This is a genomic window from Rhizobium sp. 01T417 (assembly GCF_056398905.1).
This window is the reverse complement of the sequence record NZ_JBFTQH010000013.1, coordinates 111827-130932: the sequence shown is the minus strand read 5'-3', so window position 1 is coordinate 130932 and position 19106 is coordinate 111827. Positions and strand designations below refer to the sequence as shown.

The 19106-nt window shown below is 59.6% G+C and carries 16 protein-coding genes; 8 read left to right on the top strand and 8 right to left on the bottom strand.

The window, feature by feature from the left end; all coding sequences use genetic code 11:
• Nucleotides 1–67: 67 nt before the first annotated feature.
• The 3 genes from AC1DPR_RS15410 to AC1DPR_RS15400 are packed head-to-tail and all read left to right on the top strand — an operon-like array spanning nucleotide 68 to nucleotide 1944.
• A complete protein-coding gene (locus tag AC1DPR_RS15410) occupies nucleotides 68–958 on the top strand; it encodes a LysR family transcriptional regulator (protein ID WP_113471289.1) in 891 nt (296 codons plus the stop codon).
• A 46-nt stretch (nucleotides 959–1004) separates the two neighbouring features.
• A complete protein-coding gene (locus tag AC1DPR_RS15405; protein ID WP_025660014.1) occupies nucleotides 1005–1325 on the top strand; it encodes a hypothetical protein in 321 nt (106 codons plus the stop codon).
• A 28-nt stretch (nucleotides 1326–1353) separates the two neighbouring features.
• The gene (locus AC1DPR_RS15400) at nucleotides 1354–1944 is read left to right on the top strand and encodes a DNA-3-methyladenine glycosylase (RefSeq protein WP_018857346.1); all 591 of its coding nucleotides are present in this window, start codon (nucleotides 1354–1356) and stop codon (nucleotides 1942–1944) included.
• Nucleotides 1945–1947: 3 nt separating this feature from the next.
• Here the strand turns inward: AC1DPR_RS15400 and AC1DPR_RS15395 are convergent, their stop codons facing one another.
• The 3 genes from AC1DPR_RS15395 to AC1DPR_RS15385 are packed head-to-tail and all read right to left on the bottom strand — an operon-like array spanning nucleotide 1948 to nucleotide 5165.
• Nucleotides 1948–3489: a DHA2 family efflux MFS transporter permease subunit gene (locus AC1DPR_RS15395; protein ID WP_018857345.1), complete on the bottom strand. Its 1542-nt coding sequence runs from the start codon at nucleotides 3487–3489 to the stop codon at nucleotides 1948–1950.
• On the bottom strand, nucleotides 3482–4708 hold the full coding sequence (locus AC1DPR_RS15390; RefSeq protein WP_018857344.1) for an HlyD family secretion protein: 1227 nt from the start codon (nucleotides 4706–4708) through the stop codon (nucleotides 3482–3484). Before AC1DPR_RS15390 ends, AC1DPR_RS15395 begins: the two co-directional genes overlap by 8 nt.
• On the bottom strand, nucleotides 4701–5165 hold the full coding sequence (locus AC1DPR_RS15385) for a MarR family winged helix-turn-helix transcriptional regulator (protein WP_018857343.1): 465 nt from the start codon (nucleotides 5163–5165) through the stop codon (nucleotides 4701–4703). The genes AC1DPR_RS15390 and AC1DPR_RS15385 overlap by 8 nt, the downstream gene beginning before the upstream one ends.
• Nucleotides 5166–5565: 400 nt before the next feature.
• Between AC1DPR_RS15385 and AC1DPR_RS15380 the strand changes: the two genes are divergently transcribed.
• Both AC1DPR_RS15380 and AC1DPR_RS15375 read left to right on the top strand, forming a co-directional pair.
• The gene (locus tag AC1DPR_RS15380; protein ID WP_018857342.1) at nucleotides 5566–6741 is read left to right on the top strand and encodes an efflux RND transporter periplasmic adaptor subunit; all 1176 of its coding nucleotides are present in this window, start codon (nucleotides 5566–5568) and stop codon (nucleotides 6739–6741) included.
• The gene (locus AC1DPR_RS15375; RefSeq protein ID WP_477816616.1) at nucleotides 6738–9932 is read left to right on the top strand and encodes an efflux RND transporter permease subunit; all 3195 of its coding nucleotides are present in this window, start codon (nucleotides 6738–6740) and stop codon (nucleotides 9930–9932) included. The genes AC1DPR_RS15380 and AC1DPR_RS15375 overlap by 4 nt, the downstream gene beginning before the upstream one ends.
• Here AC1DPR_RS15375 and AC1DPR_RS15370 read toward each other — a convergent pair.
• The 4 genes from AC1DPR_RS15370 to AC1DPR_RS15355 all read right to left on the bottom strand — a co-directional run bounded on the left by AC1DPR_RS15370 (nucleotide 9927) and on the right by AC1DPR_RS15355 (nucleotide 14287).
• Complete coding sequence (locus AC1DPR_RS15370) at nucleotides 9927–10934, bottom strand: acyltransferase family protein (RefSeq protein ID WP_018857340.1); 1008 nt, start codon at nucleotides 10932–10934, stop codon at nucleotides 9927–9929. The two genes, AC1DPR_RS15375 and AC1DPR_RS15370, sit on opposite strands and share 6 nt — an antisense overlap.
• A 48-nt stretch (nucleotides 10935–10982) precedes the next feature.
• Complete coding sequence (locus AC1DPR_RS15365) at nucleotides 10983–12248, bottom strand: O-antigen ligase family protein (protein WP_018857339.1); 1266 nt, start codon at nucleotides 12246–12248, stop codon at nucleotides 10983–10985.
• A gap of 10 nt (nucleotides 12249–12258) precedes the next feature.
• Nucleotides 12259–13530: a polysaccharide biosynthesis/export family protein gene (locus AC1DPR_RS15360; RefSeq protein ID WP_477816615.1), complete on the bottom strand. Its 1272-nt coding sequence runs from the start codon at nucleotides 13528–13530 to the stop codon at nucleotides 12259–12261.
• A gap of 76 nt (nucleotides 13531–13606) precedes the next feature.
• Nucleotides 13607–14287, bottom strand: coding sequence for a sugar transferase (locus AC1DPR_RS15355; protein ID WP_025660022.1), 681 nt, complete (start codon nucleotides 14285–14287; stop codon nucleotides 13607–13609).
• 774 nt (nucleotides 14288–15061) lie between these two features.
• On the opposite strand from AC1DPR_RS15355, the gene AC1DPR_RS15350 reads away from it, so the two are divergent.
• Complete coding sequence (locus tag AC1DPR_RS15350; RefSeq protein ID WP_018117241.1) at nucleotides 15062–15328, top strand: exopolysaccharide production repressor protein; 267 nt, start codon at nucleotides 15062–15064, stop codon at nucleotides 15326–15328.
• A gap of 136 nt (nucleotides 15329–15464) precedes the next feature.
• Nucleotides 15465–16466, top strand: a complete 1002-nt coding sequence (locus tag AC1DPR_RS15345; protein ID WP_113471287.1) for a glycosyltransferase family 2 protein — start codon at nucleotides 15465–15467, stop codon at nucleotides 16464–16466.
• A gap of 10 nt (nucleotides 16467–16476) precedes the next feature.
• Here AC1DPR_RS15345 and AC1DPR_RS15340 read toward each other — a convergent pair whose 3' ends face one another.
• Nucleotides 16477–17436 (bottom strand): glycosyltransferase family 2 protein, encoded by a 960-nt coding sequence (locus AC1DPR_RS15340; RefSeq protein WP_113471286.1) that lies wholly within the window; start codon nucleotides 17434–17436, stop codon nucleotides 16477–16479.
• A 589-nt stretch (nucleotides 17437–18025) separates the two neighbouring features.
• Between AC1DPR_RS15340 and AC1DPR_RS15335 the strand changes: the two genes are divergently transcribed.
• The gene (locus tag AC1DPR_RS15335; protein WP_210258301.1) at nucleotides 18026–19105 is read left to right on the top strand and encodes an acyltransferase family protein; all 1080 of its coding nucleotides are present in this window, start codon (nucleotides 18026–18028) and stop codon (nucleotides 19103–19105) included.
• The last annotated feature ends 1 nt before the right edge of the window (nucleotide 19106 follow it).

Sequence of the window (19106 nt, the reverse complement as noted above, 5' to 3'; positions counted from 1 at the left end):
CGCTTTTCAGTTTGCGGATAATCAATCACTATCTGGCATCACTATCCGAATAATGCGAACAAATAAGATGGACAGATTCGATGCCATGCGGGTCTTCTCCCGCATCGTGGAGCGCCGGAGCTTCACACTTGCCGCAGAGGACATCGGCCTGCCGCGCTCCACGGTGACGGATGCCGTCAAACAACTCGAAGCACGCCTCGGCGTGCGGCTGCTGCAGCGGACCACGCGCCATGTCAGCCCGACACTGGACGGCGAAGCCTATTACCAACGCTGCCTTTCGATCCTCGCCGACATCGAAGACGCGGAAGGCGCCTTTGCCGACGCCATGCCGAAAGGCATGCTGCGTGTGGACGTGCATGGCACGCTTGCCCGGCATTTTGTGCTGCCGAGCCTTCCGCATTTCCTCGAAACTTATCCTGATATCGAGTTCTACATGAGCGAAGGCGACCGGCTGGTCGACCTCGTTCGCGAGGGCATCGATTGCGTGTTACGCGTCGGCACGCCCCAGGACAGCGACATGGTAGCAAGACGCGTCGCAATGTTGGAGGAAGTTACCCTTGCAGCTCCCGCCTATGTCGAGAAACACGGCCTCCCCGAACATCCGGACAGGCTCGATGGCCACCGCATGGTCGGTTTCCGCTCGACGGCGACGGGCGGCGTGCTACCACTGGAATTCATCGTCGGCGGCAGCATCCGTAATGTCACCCTGCCCGCGACGGTGACGGTGAACGCCGCCGAGAGCTTCATGTCGGCTGCCAGGCTCGGCCTCGGCTTGATACAGGTGCCACGTTATCACGCCGAAGCGGATCTCGCGGCCGGCACGCTCATTCACGTCCTGCCGGATTTCCCGCTGACCGAAACACCGGTCTCCCTGCTCTATCCGCCCAACCGGCAGCTCTCGCCCCGCGTTCGCGTTTTCATCGACTGGCTGGTGAAGGTCTTTGCTCGACAATCCTAGCGAAAAGCGTTTCACTTACAGTGACTGTCAGAGCTGGAGAATTTTCATGACCATCACAGACGTCACCGTGCATCCGAAGGACGGCTGTTTTGTCGTCATCTTCACGGATCAGTCCGGCAACAACATATCGGTCACGCTCTATGCCGCCGCCTCTCCCGGGCTAACGAGCGATAATGCGATTACCCGCGCGAGGGCGTTGCTCGCAACAACACTGCAGAGTTCGCAAGCCGATGGCACACGCGGCAAGGATGCCGCGCTTCTCGAAGAAGAACTGGAAGAAGGCCTCGAGGATACTTTTCCGGCAAGCGATCCCGTCTCGGTGACCGGATCCTCCATTTCTGCTCATGACCCAAAGGTCGGTCATTAGTGCCTCATGGACCGGAAGCCTGAAACAGATGACACATGGCGTCGGTGCGATCGGCGCCACTCCCCTCGCCGGCCCTGATCTCACGCGCTTTTTCGAGCGCGATGCGATTGCCGTCGCCCAGGATCTGCTGGGCTCCCATCTGCGCGTCGGCGATGTCGGCGGCCGCATAACCGAGACTGAAGCCTACTTCCCTGACGACGAAGCCTCGCACGCCTTCCGCGGTCCCACGCCGCGCAACCGCGCCATGTTCGGTCGACCTGGCAATGTCTACATTTATCGCATCTACGGGATACACTGGTGCCTGAATTTCGTGTGCACCCCCGGCGCGGCCGTGCTGATCCGCGCAATCGAGCCGGAAGCCGGCATCGCGACGATGATCGAACGCCGCAGCAACCATGCGCTGACGCAGCTCTGCAGCGGCCCCGGCAAGCTCTGCCAAGCGCTCGGCGTCGATCTCTCCCTGAACGACAGGTTGCTCGACCGGTCGCCCTTCTCGATCGCTCCTTCGGCTCCCGTCGAAATTGTCGCCGGCCAGCGGATCGGCATAACGAAAAATGCCGAAGCGCCATGGCGCTTCGGCATCTCAGGATCTCGCTATCTCAGCAAACCGTTCCGCTGAGGCTCATTCCATGACGGCGCTGTGATCCATGGCAGGTGCCACTTTCGGCTTGCGCAGCAGCAGCGCGAGCGGAATGACCGCCAGCGACATGAGCATCAGCAGCTTGAAGTCGTCTATATAGGCGATGATCGTCGACTGCAGGGTGATCACTTCGTTGAGAGCCGCACGACCGGCCGCAGTCAGCGGATTCAGCCCCTGTGCCGCCGTCGCCTCGAAGGCCCGGTTGAACGGCGTCACATAGGCAGCGATGCTCTCGTGGTTCACCTGGGCGTTCTCGACGAGAAGCGCCGAAACGATCGAAATGCCGACGCTCGAGCCGATGTTGCGCGACAGGTTGTAGAGGCCGGTGCCGTCGCCGCGCATGTGAGCGGGCAGCGTCGAAAAGGCGATCGTCGTCAGCGGCACGAACAGGAAGCCGAGCCCGGCGCCCTGAATGAAGCCGACGGACACGATCGTCCACTGCGAGACATCGGGCGTCCAACCGGTCATGTCATACATCGCCCAGGCCGTCAGCCCGAGTCCGGTCACCAAGAGCAGCCGCGAGTCAACTTTCCCGATCAGCTTGCCGACGATAAACATGCAAAGCATCGTGCCGAGCCCACGCGGCCCCATGACGATGCCCGCGGTGATGACGGGATATCCCATCAGCGTCTGCAGATAGGGCGTCATCAGCGCCAGCGAGGCGAGGTAGGTGATGCCGATCACGAAGATGAAGAGCATGCTCACCGAGAAGTTCCGATCGAGGAACAGCTTCGGATTCACGAACGACTTTTCGGCCGTCAGCGTATGCACGATCAACAGATAGAAGGCAGCGGCACAGACGATCGCCTCGATCATGATCTCGCCGGACGCGAACCAGTTCAGCTGTTCGCCGCGATCGAGAAAGAGCTGCAGCGACGCGATGCCGAGACTCATCATCCCGAACCCGAACCAGTCGAGCTTCGCCAGCGCATCGAGCTTCGTCTCCGTGACGTAGATCACGATGCCGGCAAACGCCAGCGCGCCGATCGGCACGTTGATGTAGAACACCCAACGCCAGCTGATATTATCGGTCAGCCAGCCGCCGATGACGGGTCCCAGGACCGGCCCGACCATGACCGAGACGCCAAATAAGGCCATGGCCGAGCCTCGCTCCTCAGCAGTGTAAATGTCGAGGAGGATGCCCTGAGAGAGGGGAACCAGAGACGCGCCGAACAGGCCCTGCAACAGGCGGAAGGCAACAATCTGGTTCAGCGATTGCGCAAGGCCGCAAAGAACGGAAGCCGCGACGAAGCCGGCGATTGCCGCCAAAAGCACCCGTTTGCGACCGAACTTGGCGGCCAGAAAGCCTGATGGCGGCGTCATGATCGCGGCCGCCACGATGTAGGAGGTCAGGACCCAGTTGATCTGGTCGGCGCTCGCCGAGACGCTGCCCTGGATATAGGGCAGCGCGACGTTGGCGATCGTCGTGTCCAGCGCCTGCATGATCACTGCCAGGATGACGCAAGCCGTGATCGCGCCCCTGTTGGCAACCAGGGTGGCCGGTGATGATGCAGCGTTACTCATGGTCCTTGCCGCCAGAGCGGCCCAAAAGCTTGGAAACGAAATCCGGAAGGCCACGGGCGCGGCCCGTATCGACATCGACGACCGTGCTCATGCCGACACGAAGCGGCGGCTTGCCTGCCGCGTGATCGATGCTGACGCGCATCGGAATGCGCTGCACGACCTTGACCCAGTTGCCCGTCGTGTTCTGCGCCGGCAGCAGCGAGAAGCTGGAGCCGGAGGCCGGGCTGATGCTCTCGACCTTGCCCTTCCACTCCACGCCCGGATAGGTGTCGACATAGATCGTCACCGGCTGGCCCGGCTTCACATAGGTCAGTTCCGTTTCCTTCGGGCTCGCGGAAATCCAGAGGTTATTGTCCGAAACCAGCGAGAAGGCCTGCGTGGACGCCTGCAGGTAGGAGCCCGGCTGCAGCGAGTTGACGTTCGTCACGATACCATGGAACGGCGCCTTGACGACGCTGTGGTCGAGTTCGCGCTGTGCGTCGTCCACCTTCGCCTTGGCTTCGAGATAGAGCGGGTTCTGCTCAACCGGCTGATCGGCATTGCCGCCGAGCTGGGCCAATGTTGCTGCCGCTTCGGCCTTTGCGACGGCGACCTTCTGATGGCCCGCATCGAGATTGTGCTTGGCCTGATCATAAGCAGTGCGCGTCGCGGCCGAGCTGTTCAGCAAGTTCTGCTGACGGTCGAATTCGGTCTGATAGTACGGAATATCAGCTTCGGCCTGCGTGATCTCGGCAAGCGACTGCTGATAGCTAGCCTTCAGATTGAGGATCTGGTTTCGGACGGCGCCGAGCTGCGCCTCCGCACCGTCGAGAGCAATCTTGAAGGAATCCTGCCGCAGGCTGAAGAGCACCTGGCCCTTCTTCACGGCTTCGTTCTCATGCACGTTAATCTGGTCGACGATACCGGAAACGTCTGTCGTCAGCCCCACCATGTCAGCCTGGATATAGGCATTGTCGGTCGACATGATCTGTCCGCCATTGACGTAGTAGTAGCCGCCAACGACGAGCGCGACGGGCAGCAGCGTGAACAGAACGGGGCGCGTGAGACTGCGCCGGCGGCGGACCTGAGTGCCGCCAGGCGCAGCCACAGCAGTAGCGGGCGCTGAATTGGATGAAGGCGCCTCGGCTACCGGTTCCTCACGAGGAGAAACATCCTTTTCTTCAACTGGGTTCTTGGCATTTGCGTCTGTAACGACGCGCAGGGAGGACTTCTCAGCCATGTTTTGTCTCATTCTCGGCTACCGGGGATCGGCAGGCCTGCACCAGGTTCGTCTTCATTTCGGTTAGAATGTCGAACAGCTGATCGCGCTGCTCGGAAGGGATGCCGGCGAATGCCTCGCCGCGTGTCAGGTCACCAAGCTCGCGCATCTCGGCCAGAAGCGGATGGGCTTCCTCGCGCACATAGAGAAGCCAGATACGGCGATCGGTCGGATGCTGCCGGCGCTCGATGAGACCGCGATCGGCGAGTTTGTCGAGAATGCGGACAAGCGTGATCGGCTCGATTTCCAGGATCTCGGCAAGTCCGCTCTGGTGGATCCCCTCATTGCTGCGCAGATAAGCCAGGGTCTGCCACTGCGACCGCGTCAGCCCAAGGCAGCGCGCACGCTGCTCAAACCGCTTGCGAAGCAGCCGTGCGACGTCGTGCAATAGGAAGCCGAGGGTAGGATTGCTGTTCATGGAAGCCAGTGCCGATAATTAATAAGCACACTTATAATACGCTCAGATATATTAAGCGTGTGCATAGCACAATAGGCGCTTCTCCAGATTCCGCATCTGCGGCCAAAATGCCGCATGAGAATACGCGCAGAGATTTCTGAGGGCTTTCGCAAATTGCAACCGTGTGGCATTTGCAATTTCGAGCGGCAGCCGTTTAAAGTAGAAATCCAGAGGGTTACCGGCGGCCGACCCATTTTTCTCGATGGTAGGGCCGGAACGCGGCCGAACGCGGTGATCGTGAATTTACAATGGCATAGGTGAATGAGGGCAGAGCCTTTGTTCAGAGACATCAAGACATGAATCGCATCACATCAGCATAAGCGACGGCAGCGTTTGCGGCCGTCCGGATAAGGAAACCGCCATGCCTTCCTCCCTTCGACGACTGCTGACTATTGGCACCCTGACTTTCCTGCCGTTCGCTTCGGCGGTGGCGCAGCAGCCAGGCTCTCCCCCTCCCGTCTCTGTCGCCAAACCTGTCGTGCGCGATGTCGTCGACAACGATGAGTTCATTGGACGCTTCGAGCCGGTCGATCAGGTATCGGTGCGCTCGCGCATTGGCGGCTACCTTCAGGAGGTTCACTTCACCGACGGCGCGCTCGTCAAGCAGGGTGACCTGCTCTTCGTCATCGACCAGAGGCCATTCGTCACTGCCCTGAACGAGGCGAATGCGGCACTGGAGGTGGCCAAGTCGACGCTCGTCTATGCCGAAGCGCAATTCAAGCGGGCCGAGAGCCTTGCGACGAGTGGTAGCCAGTCGATATCGATCCTTGACGACCGCCGGCGCGAATGGGTTTCGGCACAGGCAAACGTCCGTGGAGCGCAAGCAACGGCCGATCGCGCGGCACTCGACCTCGAATATACTAAGATCACAGCGCCGATCAGCGGCCGCATCGACCGCCGGCTGATCTCCGTCGGCAACCTTGTTCAGGCTGACCAATCGATTCTGACGACCATTGTCTCGGTGGATCCCATCGACTTCTATTTCGACGTCGATGAACGCCGCCTTCTCAACTTCGCGCAGACTGCCCGCGACCGCGGGGTCGATCTGCAGCAAGGCGGTGGCGGCGTGGAGGTCGAGGTCAGGATCACGGATTCGACCGAGAAGCCATTCAAGGGCAAGCTGGACTTCGCTGAAAACAGGATCGACAGCGAGACCGGCACGAAGCGCATACGCGCGCGCTTCGACAATCCGAACTACGTGCTCCAGCCGGGGCTGTTCGGTCGCGTTTCTGTCGAGGCATCAAATGTTTACAAGGCGATCCTTGTCCCCGACGAAGCAATCGGGTCCGACCAGAACCAGCGCGTCGTCTATGTCGTTGGAGAGGATGGGATGGTCACTGCAAAGCCCGTCCGCCCGGGCCCGCGCCTCTACGGCTATCGCGTCATCCGCGAGGGCATGGACGGCAACGAGACGATCGTCATCAATGGCCTGCTGCGAGCCCGCCCCGGCTCCAAGGTCACGCCGCAGGTCGTCGAGCTACCGCAAAGCCGCGAGGAGATTGCGCCAGAAGCCGCCGGCCTGGAGCTCAGCCGATGAGATTTGCACACTTCTTCGTCGACCGCCCGATCTTCGCGTCGGTGCTCTCTATTGTGCTGCTGATTGTCGGCGGCATTGCCTATTTCCAGTTGCCCGTGGCGCAATACCCGGAGATTGCACCGCCGACCATCGTCATCCGCACCTCCTATCCCGGCGCTGACGCCGAGACGATCGCCAACACCGTGGCGACGCCGATCGAGCAAGAGGTCAACGGCGTCGAGGACATGCTCTACATGTCTTCCTATTCGACGGCCGATGGCTCCATGGCGCTGACCGTGACTTTCAAGCTCGGTACGGACCTCGACAAGGCACAAGTGCTTGTCCAGAACCGCGTTGCCATCGCCGAGCCACGCCTTCCCGAAGAAGTGCGGCGCATTGGCATCACGACGGCAAAAAGCTCGCCCGACCTGATGATGGTGGTGCATCTGCTGTCGCCGAATTCCCGATACGACCAACTTTATGTCTCCAACTACGCACGCACCCGTATCCGCGACACCCTGGTTCGTCTTGACGGCGTTGGCGACGTCATCCTGTTCGGTGAACGCGAGTATTCGCTGCGCATCTGGCTCGACCCGCAGAAACTGTCGGCTTATGGCATGACCGCCAGCGATGTCGTCGACGCGCTGCGCGAACAAAATGTGCAGGTCTCCGGCGGCTCGATCGGCGGGCCGCCGGCCGCCGGCACCAACGCCTTCCAATATACGGTGACGACGCAAGGACGTTTTTCGGATGCCCGACAGTTCCGATACGTCATCGTCAAAGCGACCTCCGAGGGGCGTCTCGTCCAGTTGCAGGATATCGCCCGCATCGAACTCGGCGCCAAGGACTATGTCACCAATAGCTATCTGAACGGCAAGCCGGCGGTCGCGCTCGGCATTTTCGCGCGTCCCGGCACCAACGCGCTTGCAGCCGCGGCCGAAATCAAGAAGACGATGGACACAGTCGCCCAGGATTTCCCGCAGGGCCTTAGCTACGACATCGTCTACAACCCGACCGAATTCATCGCGGAGTCGATCAACGAGGTCTACAAGACGATCGCTGAAGCCGCCCTCCTCGTCGCCATCGTGGTTCTCATCTTCCTACAGTCGTGGCGAACGGCAATCATCCCCATCGTTGCCATCCCGGTCTCGCTGATCGGCACCTTCGCGTTTCTGCTTGCCTTCGGGTTTTCGCTCAACATGTTGACGCTGTTTGGCCTCGTACTGGCGATCGGCATCGTCGTCGACGACGCCATCGTCGTGGTCGAAAATGTCGAGCGCAACCTGGCAAAGGGAATGACGCCGCGAGAGGCGGCGCATGTGACGATGAACGAAGTCGGAACGGCAGTCGTCGCCATCTCTCTCGTGCTGATCGCCGTGTTTGTCCCAACGGCCTTTATCCCCGGCATATCAGGCCAGTTTTATCGTCAGTTCGCCGTGACGATCGCGGTCGCAACCGCGATCTCGGCATTGAATTCCCTGACCCTCTCGCCAGCGCTCGCAGCACTGGTGCTCAAGCCACACGAGGAGCACGAGAAGCGGCGCAATCCGATCGCGCGTTTCGGAAGCGCGCTTGCGAATGGATTCAACAATGGGTTCGACAGGCTCAGTGCCGGCTATTCATGGATCGTCCGTCATACGGTGCAGACAGTCGCAGCACTCTGCGTCGCACTGCTGATCTTTGTCGGCCTGCTCGGCGCCACATACTATATGAGCAGGATCGTTCCCGGCGGCTTCGTCCCGGTCATGGACCAGGGGTACGCCATCGTCGTCGTGCAACTCCCTGACGGTGCAGCGCTTTCACGCACCGACGCGGTCGTCGAGCGCGCTTCGGAGATCATCCGCAACACGCCTGGCGTCAAGAATGCTGTTGCCTTCTCGGGCTTCAGCGGCGCAACGTTTACCAACGCTTCTAACGCCGGCGTGGTCTTTGCCGCCTTCGACACCTTCGAAAATCGTTTGGTGCATGGCGAGACGGCCACGAAGATCATCGGCCAGCTCTATGGGAGCCTGCAGGCGATCCAGGAAGCCTTCATCATCGCCATTCCGCCGCCGCCGATCTCCGGCATCGGCAATGCCGGCGGCTTCAAGATCCAGCTGATGGATCGCGAGAGCTCCGATATGCGCCGCGTCCTCGGCGTTGCCTATCAGCTGATGGGCATGGCGAACCAGACCGAGGGTCTGACGGGTGTCTTCACGACGTTTTCCGCCAACAGTCCACAATATTTCCTCGAAATCGACCGCGACAAGGCGCGCACGCTGAACGTACCGATCACCAACATATTCGACACGCTGTCGATCAATCTCGGCACATCCTATGTCAACGATTTCAATGCCTTCGGGCGTGTCTACCAAGTGCGCGCGCAAGCCGACCAGCAGTATCGCGTCGAGCGTGACGACATCCTCGCCCTCAAGGTAAGATCTGCGACGGGTGCACTCGTCCCGCTTGGCACGCTGGTCGACATCCGTGATACCAGCGGCCCATCCCTCGTCCAGCATTACAATATGTATGTGTCCGTCCCCGTGCAGGGTAATGCCGCCCCTGGCGTTTCGACGGGCACCGCACTCGACAAGATGGAAGGCCTCGCCAAGCAGATCCTGCCGGCAGGAACGACCTTCGAGTGGACGGAAATCGCCTTCCAGGAGAGGAACACCGGCAATACCGCAATCTACATCTTCGCCCTGTCGGTGGTCTTCGTGTTCCTGGCCCTGTCGGCGCAATATGAAAGCTGGGTTCTGCCGCTAGCCATCATCCTCATCGTCCCCCTTGCGATCCTGGGAGCCTTGCTTGGGGTCCATCTGCGCGGAATGGACAACAACATCCTGACGCAGATCGGCTTGATCGTTCTGATCGGGCTGGCGGCCAAGAACGCCATCCTGATCGTGGAATTCGCGAGACAGGCACAGGACGAAGGCAAGTCGGCAACCGAGGCCGCCATCGAGGCCAGTCACCTGCGGCTGCGGCCGATTCTGATGACGGCCTTCGCGTTCATCTTCGGTGTCGTGCCGCTAATGATCGCCACCGGCCCCGGCGCCGAAATGCGCCAATCGCTCGGAACGGCCGTTTTCTCAGGGATGCTCGGCGTAACGATTTTCGGCCTGTTCCTGACACCCGTCTTTTACGTCGTGTTGCGCGGGCGCCGGCGAAAGCCTGTTGCGCAGGCCGAGCCCGCCCCGCCCGCCGAGGAGGCTGCCACTGAGACTTCTTCATGAAGGGCGCCGCTCGACCGCGCTCGGTTTGAACAGGTCTGACGAAAGGATCTTCCGGAGCGGCTTTTCGACAAACTCATAGGCTGCCGTTCCGAGGATCGTGCCGCCAATGACGGCAATTGCGATCGTCGGCGTTGCCGACAGCCCGGCCGCCCCGGCAGCCTTGACGATCACGGAGATTGCCAGCGTGTGCCAGAGGTATATCGAATAGGATGCATCGCCGAGATAGGTGAGAAGCGGTACGCGGCCAATGCTGCCGTCCGCCTCGAGCGACACCATGCCGTAGACCAAAGCGATGGCCAGCGGCCCACAGATCGTTTCATTGAAATCGGCTTCGATCAGAAAGATCATGGCGAAGCCGACGAGTGATGCGCCAACGAATGCAAGGCCGAGACTGGTGCCTGCAATCCAGCGCCGGATCCACAATTCGGCGAGCAGCACTCCCCCGAGGAATTCGAGGATGATCGACCGGGTATAGGTGTTCAGCACGGGCGATGCAGGCTTGAACACCAGGCCGATCAGGAAGAAGCTCCCGAAAATGGCCGTCAGATAGACCAGTCTCCAGCGACGCGGCAGGAAGAGCGCGCCGGCAAACAGTATGTAGAAGAACATCTCGAAATTCAGCGTCCAGCCTTGGACGAGGACCGGCCAGATCTCGCCAGTGCTCGGCGAGTGGGCAGGAATGAAGAAAAGCGAGGACAAGATATGGGCGCCGGTCAGCTTCAGGTTTGGAAACAGACCGACGAGGGCGCCGGCGATCATCACGCTCGTGACCAGCCAGTAGGAAGGCGCAATGCGGCGAATGCGATCAAGCAGGAACCCCTGTGGCGTCATTGGGCGGCGGTCGCTGATGACCCACATGATGAAACCGCTGATGACGAAGAAAACATCGACGCCGGCGGCACCAATGGCGAAATGCTCACCGGTTCTTTCGGCCGCGTGGAAGACCACGACGGCAAGTGCCGCGAAGGCGCGCAGATATTGGATGCCGTAAAGTGTCTTCATCCGTTTCCTCGGAGAACCAGACCAAGCCCGGTCGAAAATGCAATGACATTATTGAGGGAGAGGCTCAGGCGACGCGTGCTGTTGCCATGAGCTCACCGCTGGTTGGCGGCGCGCTGTCGCCAGCTTTCCGGCGGCGAAATAGAAAAGAAACGTCCCGACGTTGTACGGTGTCAGAATATCGATCTCGACGAAGGAGCGGATCGTCAGCAGCACGGCGATCGAGAACAGCAGATAGGATTCGTCGTTCCTGAAATCCTCGATGACGCGGCGCAAGTGCCCCCACAAAATCCGCAACAGCATTCCTGCAAGAACGACCACGCCCGCGAGGCCCAGCTCGACGGCCGTTTCGATGTAGGTGTTGTGGAAGTGGAAGCCGCTCCGCGATCCGATGAAGAACTCTTCCCACAGGCGCTCCGGCTCCGAGAAGCCCTGAACCCAATAGGCCTGGTAGCCGATGCCGAAGACCGGATTCTGCTTTGCCGCCTCGATCCCCTGCTGCCAGAGATAGGTACGCCCGGTCAGCGTGGAATCCTTGCCGAAGATGCCGAGAACGGCATCGACCGCGCCGAGATAGACGCCAGCAACGGCGAGAATGATGACGGCGACGCCACCGCCGACGACCAGCAGCTTGCGGTGGTCGGGGGTCAGTGCGAGCACGACACGCAGCCCCATCATGAGGGCAATCACGACGGCAGTCGTCAAAACGGACGTCGCAGACTGGCAGGCGATGAGGCAGTAGGCCGATAGCAGCCCGACTATTCCCGACGCCGCCATCCAGAGGCGTCTCTCACCAAAGATAAAGACGGCCGCGAAGGAAACGATCAACCCAAGCGACGCATAGAAGCCAAGCTGGTTCTTCGAGGCGAAGGCCCCAACGAAACTGAAGGTGCCGTCCAGCGGGTCGTACTCGTAGTAGCCGAACAGCAGCGAATAGACGAGAACGATCCCCACACCGGCGATCATGCCCACCGTCAGGCTTCTGACGTCCACCACGCGGACTGCAATCAGGGCACAGATGACCTGAGTCAGGTACTGGATGCTGGCACGCAGCGAAATGCTCGGAACCGCCGACCAGAAGACCGACAGGAAGGCAAGTGCTGCGAAGGCATAGATCCAGAGATAGCGACCATGGCTGCCGAGCACCTTCTTGTAGTCCACGGCAATCAGCGGCAACCAGAGCGCATAGTAAAGCAGGATCGCCACCTGCCCGAACTTAATCGAGTAGGCGAAGCAAAAAAGTGACAGCGCCACGGCAGGGATGGCGAAATTCGCATTCCTGCCTGGCTGAATGAGCACAGATTTTGCGATCCGCATTGCGGCCTCGTTATCTCATTGCCAATCCGGCGGTGACCTTGATCAGGTCGCCGGGCTGCAGTGCCGTATTTTCCTGAACCGGAATCTCCTTCGCCTTGCCGTCGACATCGCGGACGATCGAGTAGGCGATGCTCGCAGCCCCGGTGCTGGTGTCAAAACGGGCGGCATCGGTGGATTGCGTCAATGCCTCCGCCATCAGCGAATTGCTGGTTTCGAGCTTAAGATGGAGTTCGTCTAGTTGAGCTTCGGCATTCTGAAGTTCCTGGGCAAGCTGCGCATCCCAGTCGTTCCGAAGCGTGATCTCGTCCTGATCGGCCTTGCTAATATCCTGCTTGGCCTTCAGCGAATTTGTGTCGATATCGAGAAGCGTCGCCTCGGTATCGGCAGCGCGCTGCTCGGCGGCCATCTTGCGGGCGCTGAGTGCCAGACCCTTCTCCGCAAGATCCTCGACCTTGTCGCGGTCCGCGGTCGCAAGCTGCAATTGCCGAGTCTGCGTTTCGCTCTTTTTGGCGAGGGTCTCGACCTCGCTTTGCAGCAGTTGCTTGAGGTCAGCAAGAGCCTGAAGCTGCAGCGTCAGCCGCTTCTTGCGCGTGTTCATGAGAGCCGTTTCGCTGTCAAGCAGGGGCTTCGCCTCCGGCTTGTCTTGCAGCTCCTTCGGCATTTCGATCGTATCCTGGTTCGCGATCTCCGCGCGCAACCGCGCCTGCTTCACCAGCAGGCGTGCACGGTCGGCCATGTAGACGACCGCGTCACCCTTGGCGTTGATGAAGTCGCGGGCGAAGCGTTGCCCGGCGTCCGCGCGGCGCAGGCCACCCGCGAGGCTCACGGCCTTGACGATCGTGAGATTGGGCGCGAACGGATATTCACCGGGCTTTTCAACGTCACCGGAGAGATAGACCGGCCGGAATTCCGACAGTTCCACCGAGGCAGAAGGTCGGTCTTTCAGAGCAAATTGCTTCTGCAGAGCCGAACCGATCTCCTGGGCGATCGCATCCGTCGTCTTGCCTGATGCGGGCATGTCACCGACGAAAGGCAGGGAAATGCTTCCTGAAGGCCCGACCGTATAGTCCCCACTGATAACCGACCAGTCGCGGATGCTGCCATCCGCGGTCTGCCACTCGGCCACCCGAATCCTCAGCTTGTCCATCGTTCCGAGACGATAGTCGTCTGCACTGGCAAGCGATGAGGACGCCAATAAAGCAGCAAGTCCGGCTGCGACAACAATACCGGACCTTAGCGAACGAAATCGTCCGGCCTTGCCGTCAAGAAAGCGTCTTTCCATGAACCTTCCCCGTGTCTCAGCACGACAAGCCGCAAGGCGTCGCCGCGCAGTACTGTTTTGGGTTTTGAGATGCGGCTTAGTAGCTGCCGCGTTGAGCGCATACCGCCGGGATTGTGCGTGCGATGATCACGACATCCCGAACCAGCGACCAGTTTTCGACATAGTGCGTGTCGAAGGCGACGCGGGTGGCGTAAGAAACGTCATTGCGTCCGCTGATCTGCCAGAGGCCTGTCAGGCCAGGGCGAGCTTGCAGATAATAGACGGCCGCATTCTCGTATTTTTCGAGTTCGTCTCGAACAACGGGACGCGGACCGACGACGCTCATTTCGCCGCGGATGATATTGAAGAGCTGGGGCAGCTCATCAAGGCTCAATTTGCGTAGAACGGCACCAACGGCAGTAACCCGGGGGTCATCCTGCAGCTTGCGCGTTTCACGCCACTCTTCCATGGCCTTCGGATTGTTTCGCAGGTGCTCCTGCAGAACCTTGTCACCATTGGTGACCATTGTCCGAAACTTCAGGCAACGGAACTCCTGGCCATTGTGGCCGATGCGGCGATGTCCGTAGAAGATCGGCCCCCTGTCGGAGAGCTTCACAAGCAACATCACCATCAAAAAAAGCGGGCTCAGAAAGATGAGCCCGAGGCAGGCGGCGGACACATCGAATGCCCGTTTTGCGATCCCGCCAGTCGGCGGAAACACGCTCTGATGAACTGCGCCATAAAATGGCGAACTGTCCGATCTCGTCGCAGACTTCATAGAGGTAACTCCACTTATGTTTGCCGTTTGGTCGGGTAGGCTCAGGCCGCTTAGCTGGCCCTGACGAATTCGAAGTGTATGAGGTGATTTTGTTTTTTTAAGCCACAATTTTACGACTGACGCTTTACGACGTGTTTTTCCGGCCGCCGTTCAGATTTTTTGTTTTTAAGAATCCGCTGAAATAGTCATACAATTCTCTGGCGATCTCGAAATAATCTATGCGTGTACCAATAAAAGTCTGGCCCGTTGCTATCGGAGCCAAAGATACTGAAGTCTAGGTCGTTCCGGCATGGTGGGAGCAATTGGTGGTTTGCACTGGCGGCTTCTCGCAAAGCAATGGATTCTATTTGTCGAAAGAGTTCTCTATTGCATTGCACCATCAGTTTTGCACTGCACTAGCAAACCGATTAAAATTAAAAACTTTGTAATAAAAGTTGAACGCACAACCCCTCCAACGCACCCGTTGTGACCGACATTGTGGCACTAATGCTTACGTGTATTGCCAAATTAGGCGCAACCAAAGATCGATGTAATCTTCTTTAATCATCTTTCGCAAAAGCCCGCGAAGAGTGACAGCGCGTGGCATTTTTACCAATAGCCGGAAGAAACCTTTAAGATCGTCGCTGTACTACGCATTTCGCAGGCGCAAAAAACGTCTCCAGACCTTCAGTTGAAACAGGAAGTCCTGTAAAACATTATCCTAGGAAGGATCCCGGTGGCGCTTTCGTCTTCGATAATTGTTCGTTGAAGAAGCTCCGATGGAGGAGGCAACAGATGTATGCACCTCGCGTTATCTTCAGCATGCTCGGCGCATTGGCCGTATTTGCTGTGGCGACGTATTGGCTGAGCGGTTCCCTCGCTGGCACCGCGATCAAGACCGCAATTTGCGCCGTCCTGCTTCAGGCCGGCTACTTTGGCGGCGTGCTTTACCTTGTCTGGAAGGAATCCAGGAGCCGCACGATTCGCCCCGCCGTAAAGCGCGAAGAAGCGGAAAAAATGCCTGTGTCGCCCTTCAAGGGCTCTGAGCCGTTCAATCGCTAAGCATCGCAATTCGTACCGCGGTCGTGCCTGTCCGGCATGGAAGGCATCCTCGCCCCGTAACATCATTTGAACGGCCGCCCGTTGTCCGCCACACTTTGACGTCCTAGTTGTTGAGCGAAAACAACGGAGGCTACGCGTGGCAGAAACGGCAAGCATTTGCGTCATCATCGCAGCCAAGAACGCGGCGGACACGATAGAAACCGCCGTGAGATCGGCGCTTCGGGAGCCCGAAGTGACCGAAGTGGTGGTCGTCGATGACGGCTCCAGCGACGGCACGGCAGGGGCCGCGAGACGTGCGGACGACACCAGCGGAAGGCTGAATGTCGTCAGATTCGATCAGAACAAGGGCCCCTCTGCCGCCCGCAACCACGCCATCGACATCTCTTCGGCACCCCTGATCGCAATCCTCGATGCGGACGACTTCTTCTTCGAGGGCCGCTTTCGCCAGATGCTTGTGGAGGACGACTGGGAGTTCGTTGCCGACAACATCGCCTTTGTCGATGCCGATACAGCAAGCCAGGCGCCCCAGCGCCTACAGCAATTTGCCGCAAGCCCGCTCTTCCTCGACCTGCCCACCTTTGTCGACGGCAACATTTCCAAGCGTGGCGTTCGGCGCGGCGAGATTGGCTTCCTTAAGCCGATCATGCGACGCGCCTTCCTGGACAAGCACGGCCTGCGTTACCGCGAGGAGATGCGGCTTGGAGAGGATTACGACCTCTACATCAGGGCGCTGGCGCTCGGCGCGCGCTACAAGGTGATCCACAGCTGCGGCTACGGGGCGGTCGTGCGCGGAAATTCGCTCAGCGGTCGACACCGCACCGAAGATCTTCGTCGCCTCTACGAGGCCGATCGCGTGCTGCTGGCATCGTCAAGATTGCCGCCTGAGGCCGCCGATGCTGTGCGTCGGCACGAGCGGCACGTGCGCGGCAAATATGAGCTGCGGCGGTTCCTCGACATCAAATCACAATCGGGCCCGCTGGCGGCCATCGCCTATATCGCAACCCACCCAACCGCCTTCCCGCCCATTGCGACGGGCATCCTGATGGACAAGACCGAGCGCCTGCGAAATCCGGGTGGCGTTTCCGTCACCGCGCAAGGCGATGGCTTGCGATATCTTCTGAGCGCCCCAGCCAAGTAGCCGGGTTCGACTATCTGGAAAACTTGGCCGCCGCCAGCTGCAGCGCGCTCTGAAGCAATCGGGGATCGCGTGCCGCCCAGCGTGCGAGCAGCCGGAAATCCGGCTTCTTGCGGCGACGCAGAAGGCCGATCTGGCTCCAGATCGCCTGCTTTCGGGCGGTGTTCTTGTGCTCCTTGATCGTCTCCACCTCCCGCGGTCGGCGAGAGAAGCGGCTCTCCAGCTGGTCGAGCGCCATCCAGGTGATGAACTGCTGCTTGAGAAACTCCGGCGAGGCGTTGTCGACACCGTGGAAGATGTTGATGCCCTCGCCGCGCAGCGCCCCAGGCTCGCCGCAGAGCAGCACCTGTTTCGCGGCGATGATGCAATCGCAAAAGAACAGAACGTCCTCGGCCGCCAAGCGCAGGGCCGCGTCGAAACGAACCTTCTCGAACAGCGGCTGGCCGATGACCATGCAGGACATGTGCAGGAACGCCCAGTTCTTCAGCATGACGCCCGCGAGGTCAGGCACGTCGAGGATTAGCGGCTTGCTCAGGAGACGCCGCGCCCCCTCCTCTTTCTCGAGAGCGGCGATACCAAAATGGTAGTCGAACTCCTCGCCCCCTTCGATGGACGCCCAGTAGCAGTCGCCACCGAAAGCCTCCATCGCCTTGGCTGCATTGGCCAAATGATCGGGCGTCCAGACATCGTCGGAGTCGAGAAAGGCAACATATCGCGTCGCCTCCGGCACATGATCGAGTCCCGTGTTCCGGGCACCGCCCGGTCCGGCATTCGGCTGGGCGATCACCGTGACACGCGCCCTATCCTCCTCCGACAGCGACGCTAGGTCCGCATCCGGAGAGCGTGGCGACTGGTCGTCGACGACGATGACATCAACATCCTTGAAGCTTTGCGAGAAGACCGACGCCAGGGCGCGGCTGAGAATGCCGTCCTGACGTTGGTAGAAGGGGATGATGATCGTGAAGGTCGCCATACGCTCTCCTTGAGATACGCGAAGTGATGTTTTCCGCCCCTGACGCATCTAGGGGTGAATGAAAGTGCAGCAAGTCTGCTGCACTGCAAAATGATGACGTTCATTTCGGCCGAAGTTTGTCAAAGCGGGTGATCTGAGCGGGTCGTCCCAAACTGTATCGGAACGAAACGGCCGTTCAGTCCCAAGCCGCAATTCGGCCACGATCGGAGCAATTCGTCAGCCTCGCGTTGTAACAATCGTTCACTAGTCAACAAAAACTTTCAGGCCCCGCGGCGCATAAAGAACCCAGAAATTGATGAATATCATCATGTTATGAAATGCACTGCTCACGTTGACGTTGAGCTCGATTCGGCAGACCCCTGCGTAGGCGTTTTCCCATACTGAGCCAGGACAGAACGACTGTTACGAAGTGGGACCGCCGATCACTTTTTGCTGCAGTGCCATATTTTCTTCCGGGAATCCGCCGTAGCTTTCTCGGCGCGGGCTCGAGTCTGCTCTGATTGAAAACGGTCGCAAGGGGAGGTGCGGCCCAAAAGGGGTGACTGATAACGTGAATGTTGATGCGAATGTATCGTCGCGGATCAATCTGATGCGCATCGTGCTCATTTCGGGCATTGTGTTTGTTCACATACCGTTCGATGCCGCCAGCAGTCCCTACGACGGGACCTACGGCGCATTTGACTGGATTCGGGTTTTCCTGACGGAGGCGCTCTTTCGCGTCGGCGTTCCCTGCCTGAGCGCGATCTCGGGCTATCTGCTGTTTCGCGGCGGACAGGAAAACTTCAGCTACAGGAAAACCGTGCGCACGAAAGTGCAGACGGTGTTCCTGCCATTCCTGCTCTGGAACTGCGCGTTCATTGCAGCGATCATTCTGGCGACCAGTGTCGGCATCGGTGACGGCTATCTGCCTGATCCGCTGAACGCGTCCGGCCGCGATCTCATGACGCAAGTGCTGGCAGTGGAGAATTTTCCTGACAATGTGCCGCTCTACTTCCTCCGCGATCTCTTCGTCTGCATCCTGCTTTCACCGATCCTCGCGTGGCTGATCAGCCGTGCGCCGATTTTGACGTTGACCGCCTTGCTGGTGATCGCGCTGATTCCGGAGCTGTCGATCTACATCGTTCTCAAGCGCTCGATCCTCTTCAGCTTCAGTCTCGGCATCTTCATTGCCCTGCAGCAGTTCGACTTGAAGGCTCTCGATCGCTTTGCGCCGGTTGGCGTCTTTCTCTTGCTCGCCGCCTCGGCGCTCCTCGCAACGGCGATCTTCTTCACGGGCCCGTCCTTGCCGGACTGGGTGCAATTGTTTCGCAACGCGCTAGCAATCGTCGGCGCTCTTGGCTTCTGGCTGCTATCGGCGCCGCTGATCAAGACGCAACTCGGCCAACGGCTCGCGAAAACGGGAAGCCTGAGCTTCTGGATCTTCTGCGCCCACTATCCGCTACTCGTCTTTTTCTGGATCCTATGGGGCAAGTCGGACCTGAGCTTCTACCCGCTCTTCTTCGTTCTGTCTTTCGCGCTGCTGTTTCCGTTTCTCACGTTCTCGAACGGGCTCTGCCGGAAGAATTTTCCGCGGCTCTACGCAATCCTGACGGGTGGCAGAACCAAACGGTCCGCAAAACCGACGTCGCCGCACGACGTCTCCCCCGAACTTGCTACACAGCAAAGGTGAC

Coding starts and splice junctions, on each gene's coding strand:
- AC1DPR_RS15410 (WP_113471289.1), top strand. CDS start 68: ATGGACAGATTCGATGCCATGCGGGTCTTCTCCCGCATCGTGGAGCGC.
- AC1DPR_RS15405 (WP_025660014.1), top strand. CDS start 1,005: ATGACCATCACAGACGTCACCGTGCATCCGAAGGACGGCTGTTTTGTC.
- AC1DPR_RS15400 (WP_018857346.1), top strand. CDS start 1,354: ATGACACATGGCGTCGGTGCGATCGGCGCCACTCCCCTCGCCGGCCCT.
- AC1DPR_RS15395 (WP_018857345.1), bottom strand. CDS start 3,489: ATGAGTAACGCTGCATCATCACCGGCCACCCTGGTTGCCAACAGGGGC.
- AC1DPR_RS15390 (WP_018857344.1), bottom strand. CDS start 4,708: ATGGCTGAGAAGTCCTCCCTGCGCGTCGTTACAGACGCAAATGCCAAG.
- AC1DPR_RS15385 (WP_018857343.1), bottom strand. CDS start 5,165: ATGAACAGCAATCCTACCCTCGGCTTCCTATTGCACGACGTCGCACGG.
- AC1DPR_RS15380 (WP_018857342.1), top strand. CDS start 5,566: ATGCCTTCCTCCCTTCGACGACTGCTGACTATTGGCACCCTGACTTTC.
- AC1DPR_RS15375 (WP_477816616.1), top strand. CDS start 6,738: ATGAGATTTGCACACTTCTTCGTCGACCGCCCGATCTTCGCGTCGGTG.
- AC1DPR_RS15370 (WP_018857340.1), bottom strand. CDS start 10,934: ATGAAGACACTTTACGGCATCCAATATCTGCGCGCCTTCGCGGCACTT.
- AC1DPR_RS15365 (WP_018857339.1), bottom strand. CDS start 12,248: ATGCGGATCGCAAAATCTGTGCTCATTCAGCCAGGCAGGAATGCGAAT.
- AC1DPR_RS15360 (WP_477816615.1), bottom strand. CDS start 13,530: ATGGAAAGACGCTTTCTTGACGGCAAGGCCGGACGATTTCGTTCGCTA.
- AC1DPR_RS15355 (WP_025660022.1), bottom strand. CDS start 14,287: ATGAAGTCTGCGACGAGATCGGACAGTTCGCCATTTTATGGCGCAGTT.
- AC1DPR_RS15350 (WP_018117241.1), top strand. CDS start 15,062: ATGTATGCACCTCGCGTTATCTTCAGCATGCTCGGCGCATTGGCCGTA.
- AC1DPR_RS15340 (WP_113471286.1), bottom strand. CDS start 17,436: ATGGCGACCTTCACGATCATCATCCCCTTCTACCAACGTCAGGACGGC.
- AC1DPR_RS15335 (WP_210258301.1), top strand. CDS start 18,026: ATGCGCATCGTGCTCATTTCGGGCATTGTGTTTGTTCACATACCGTTC.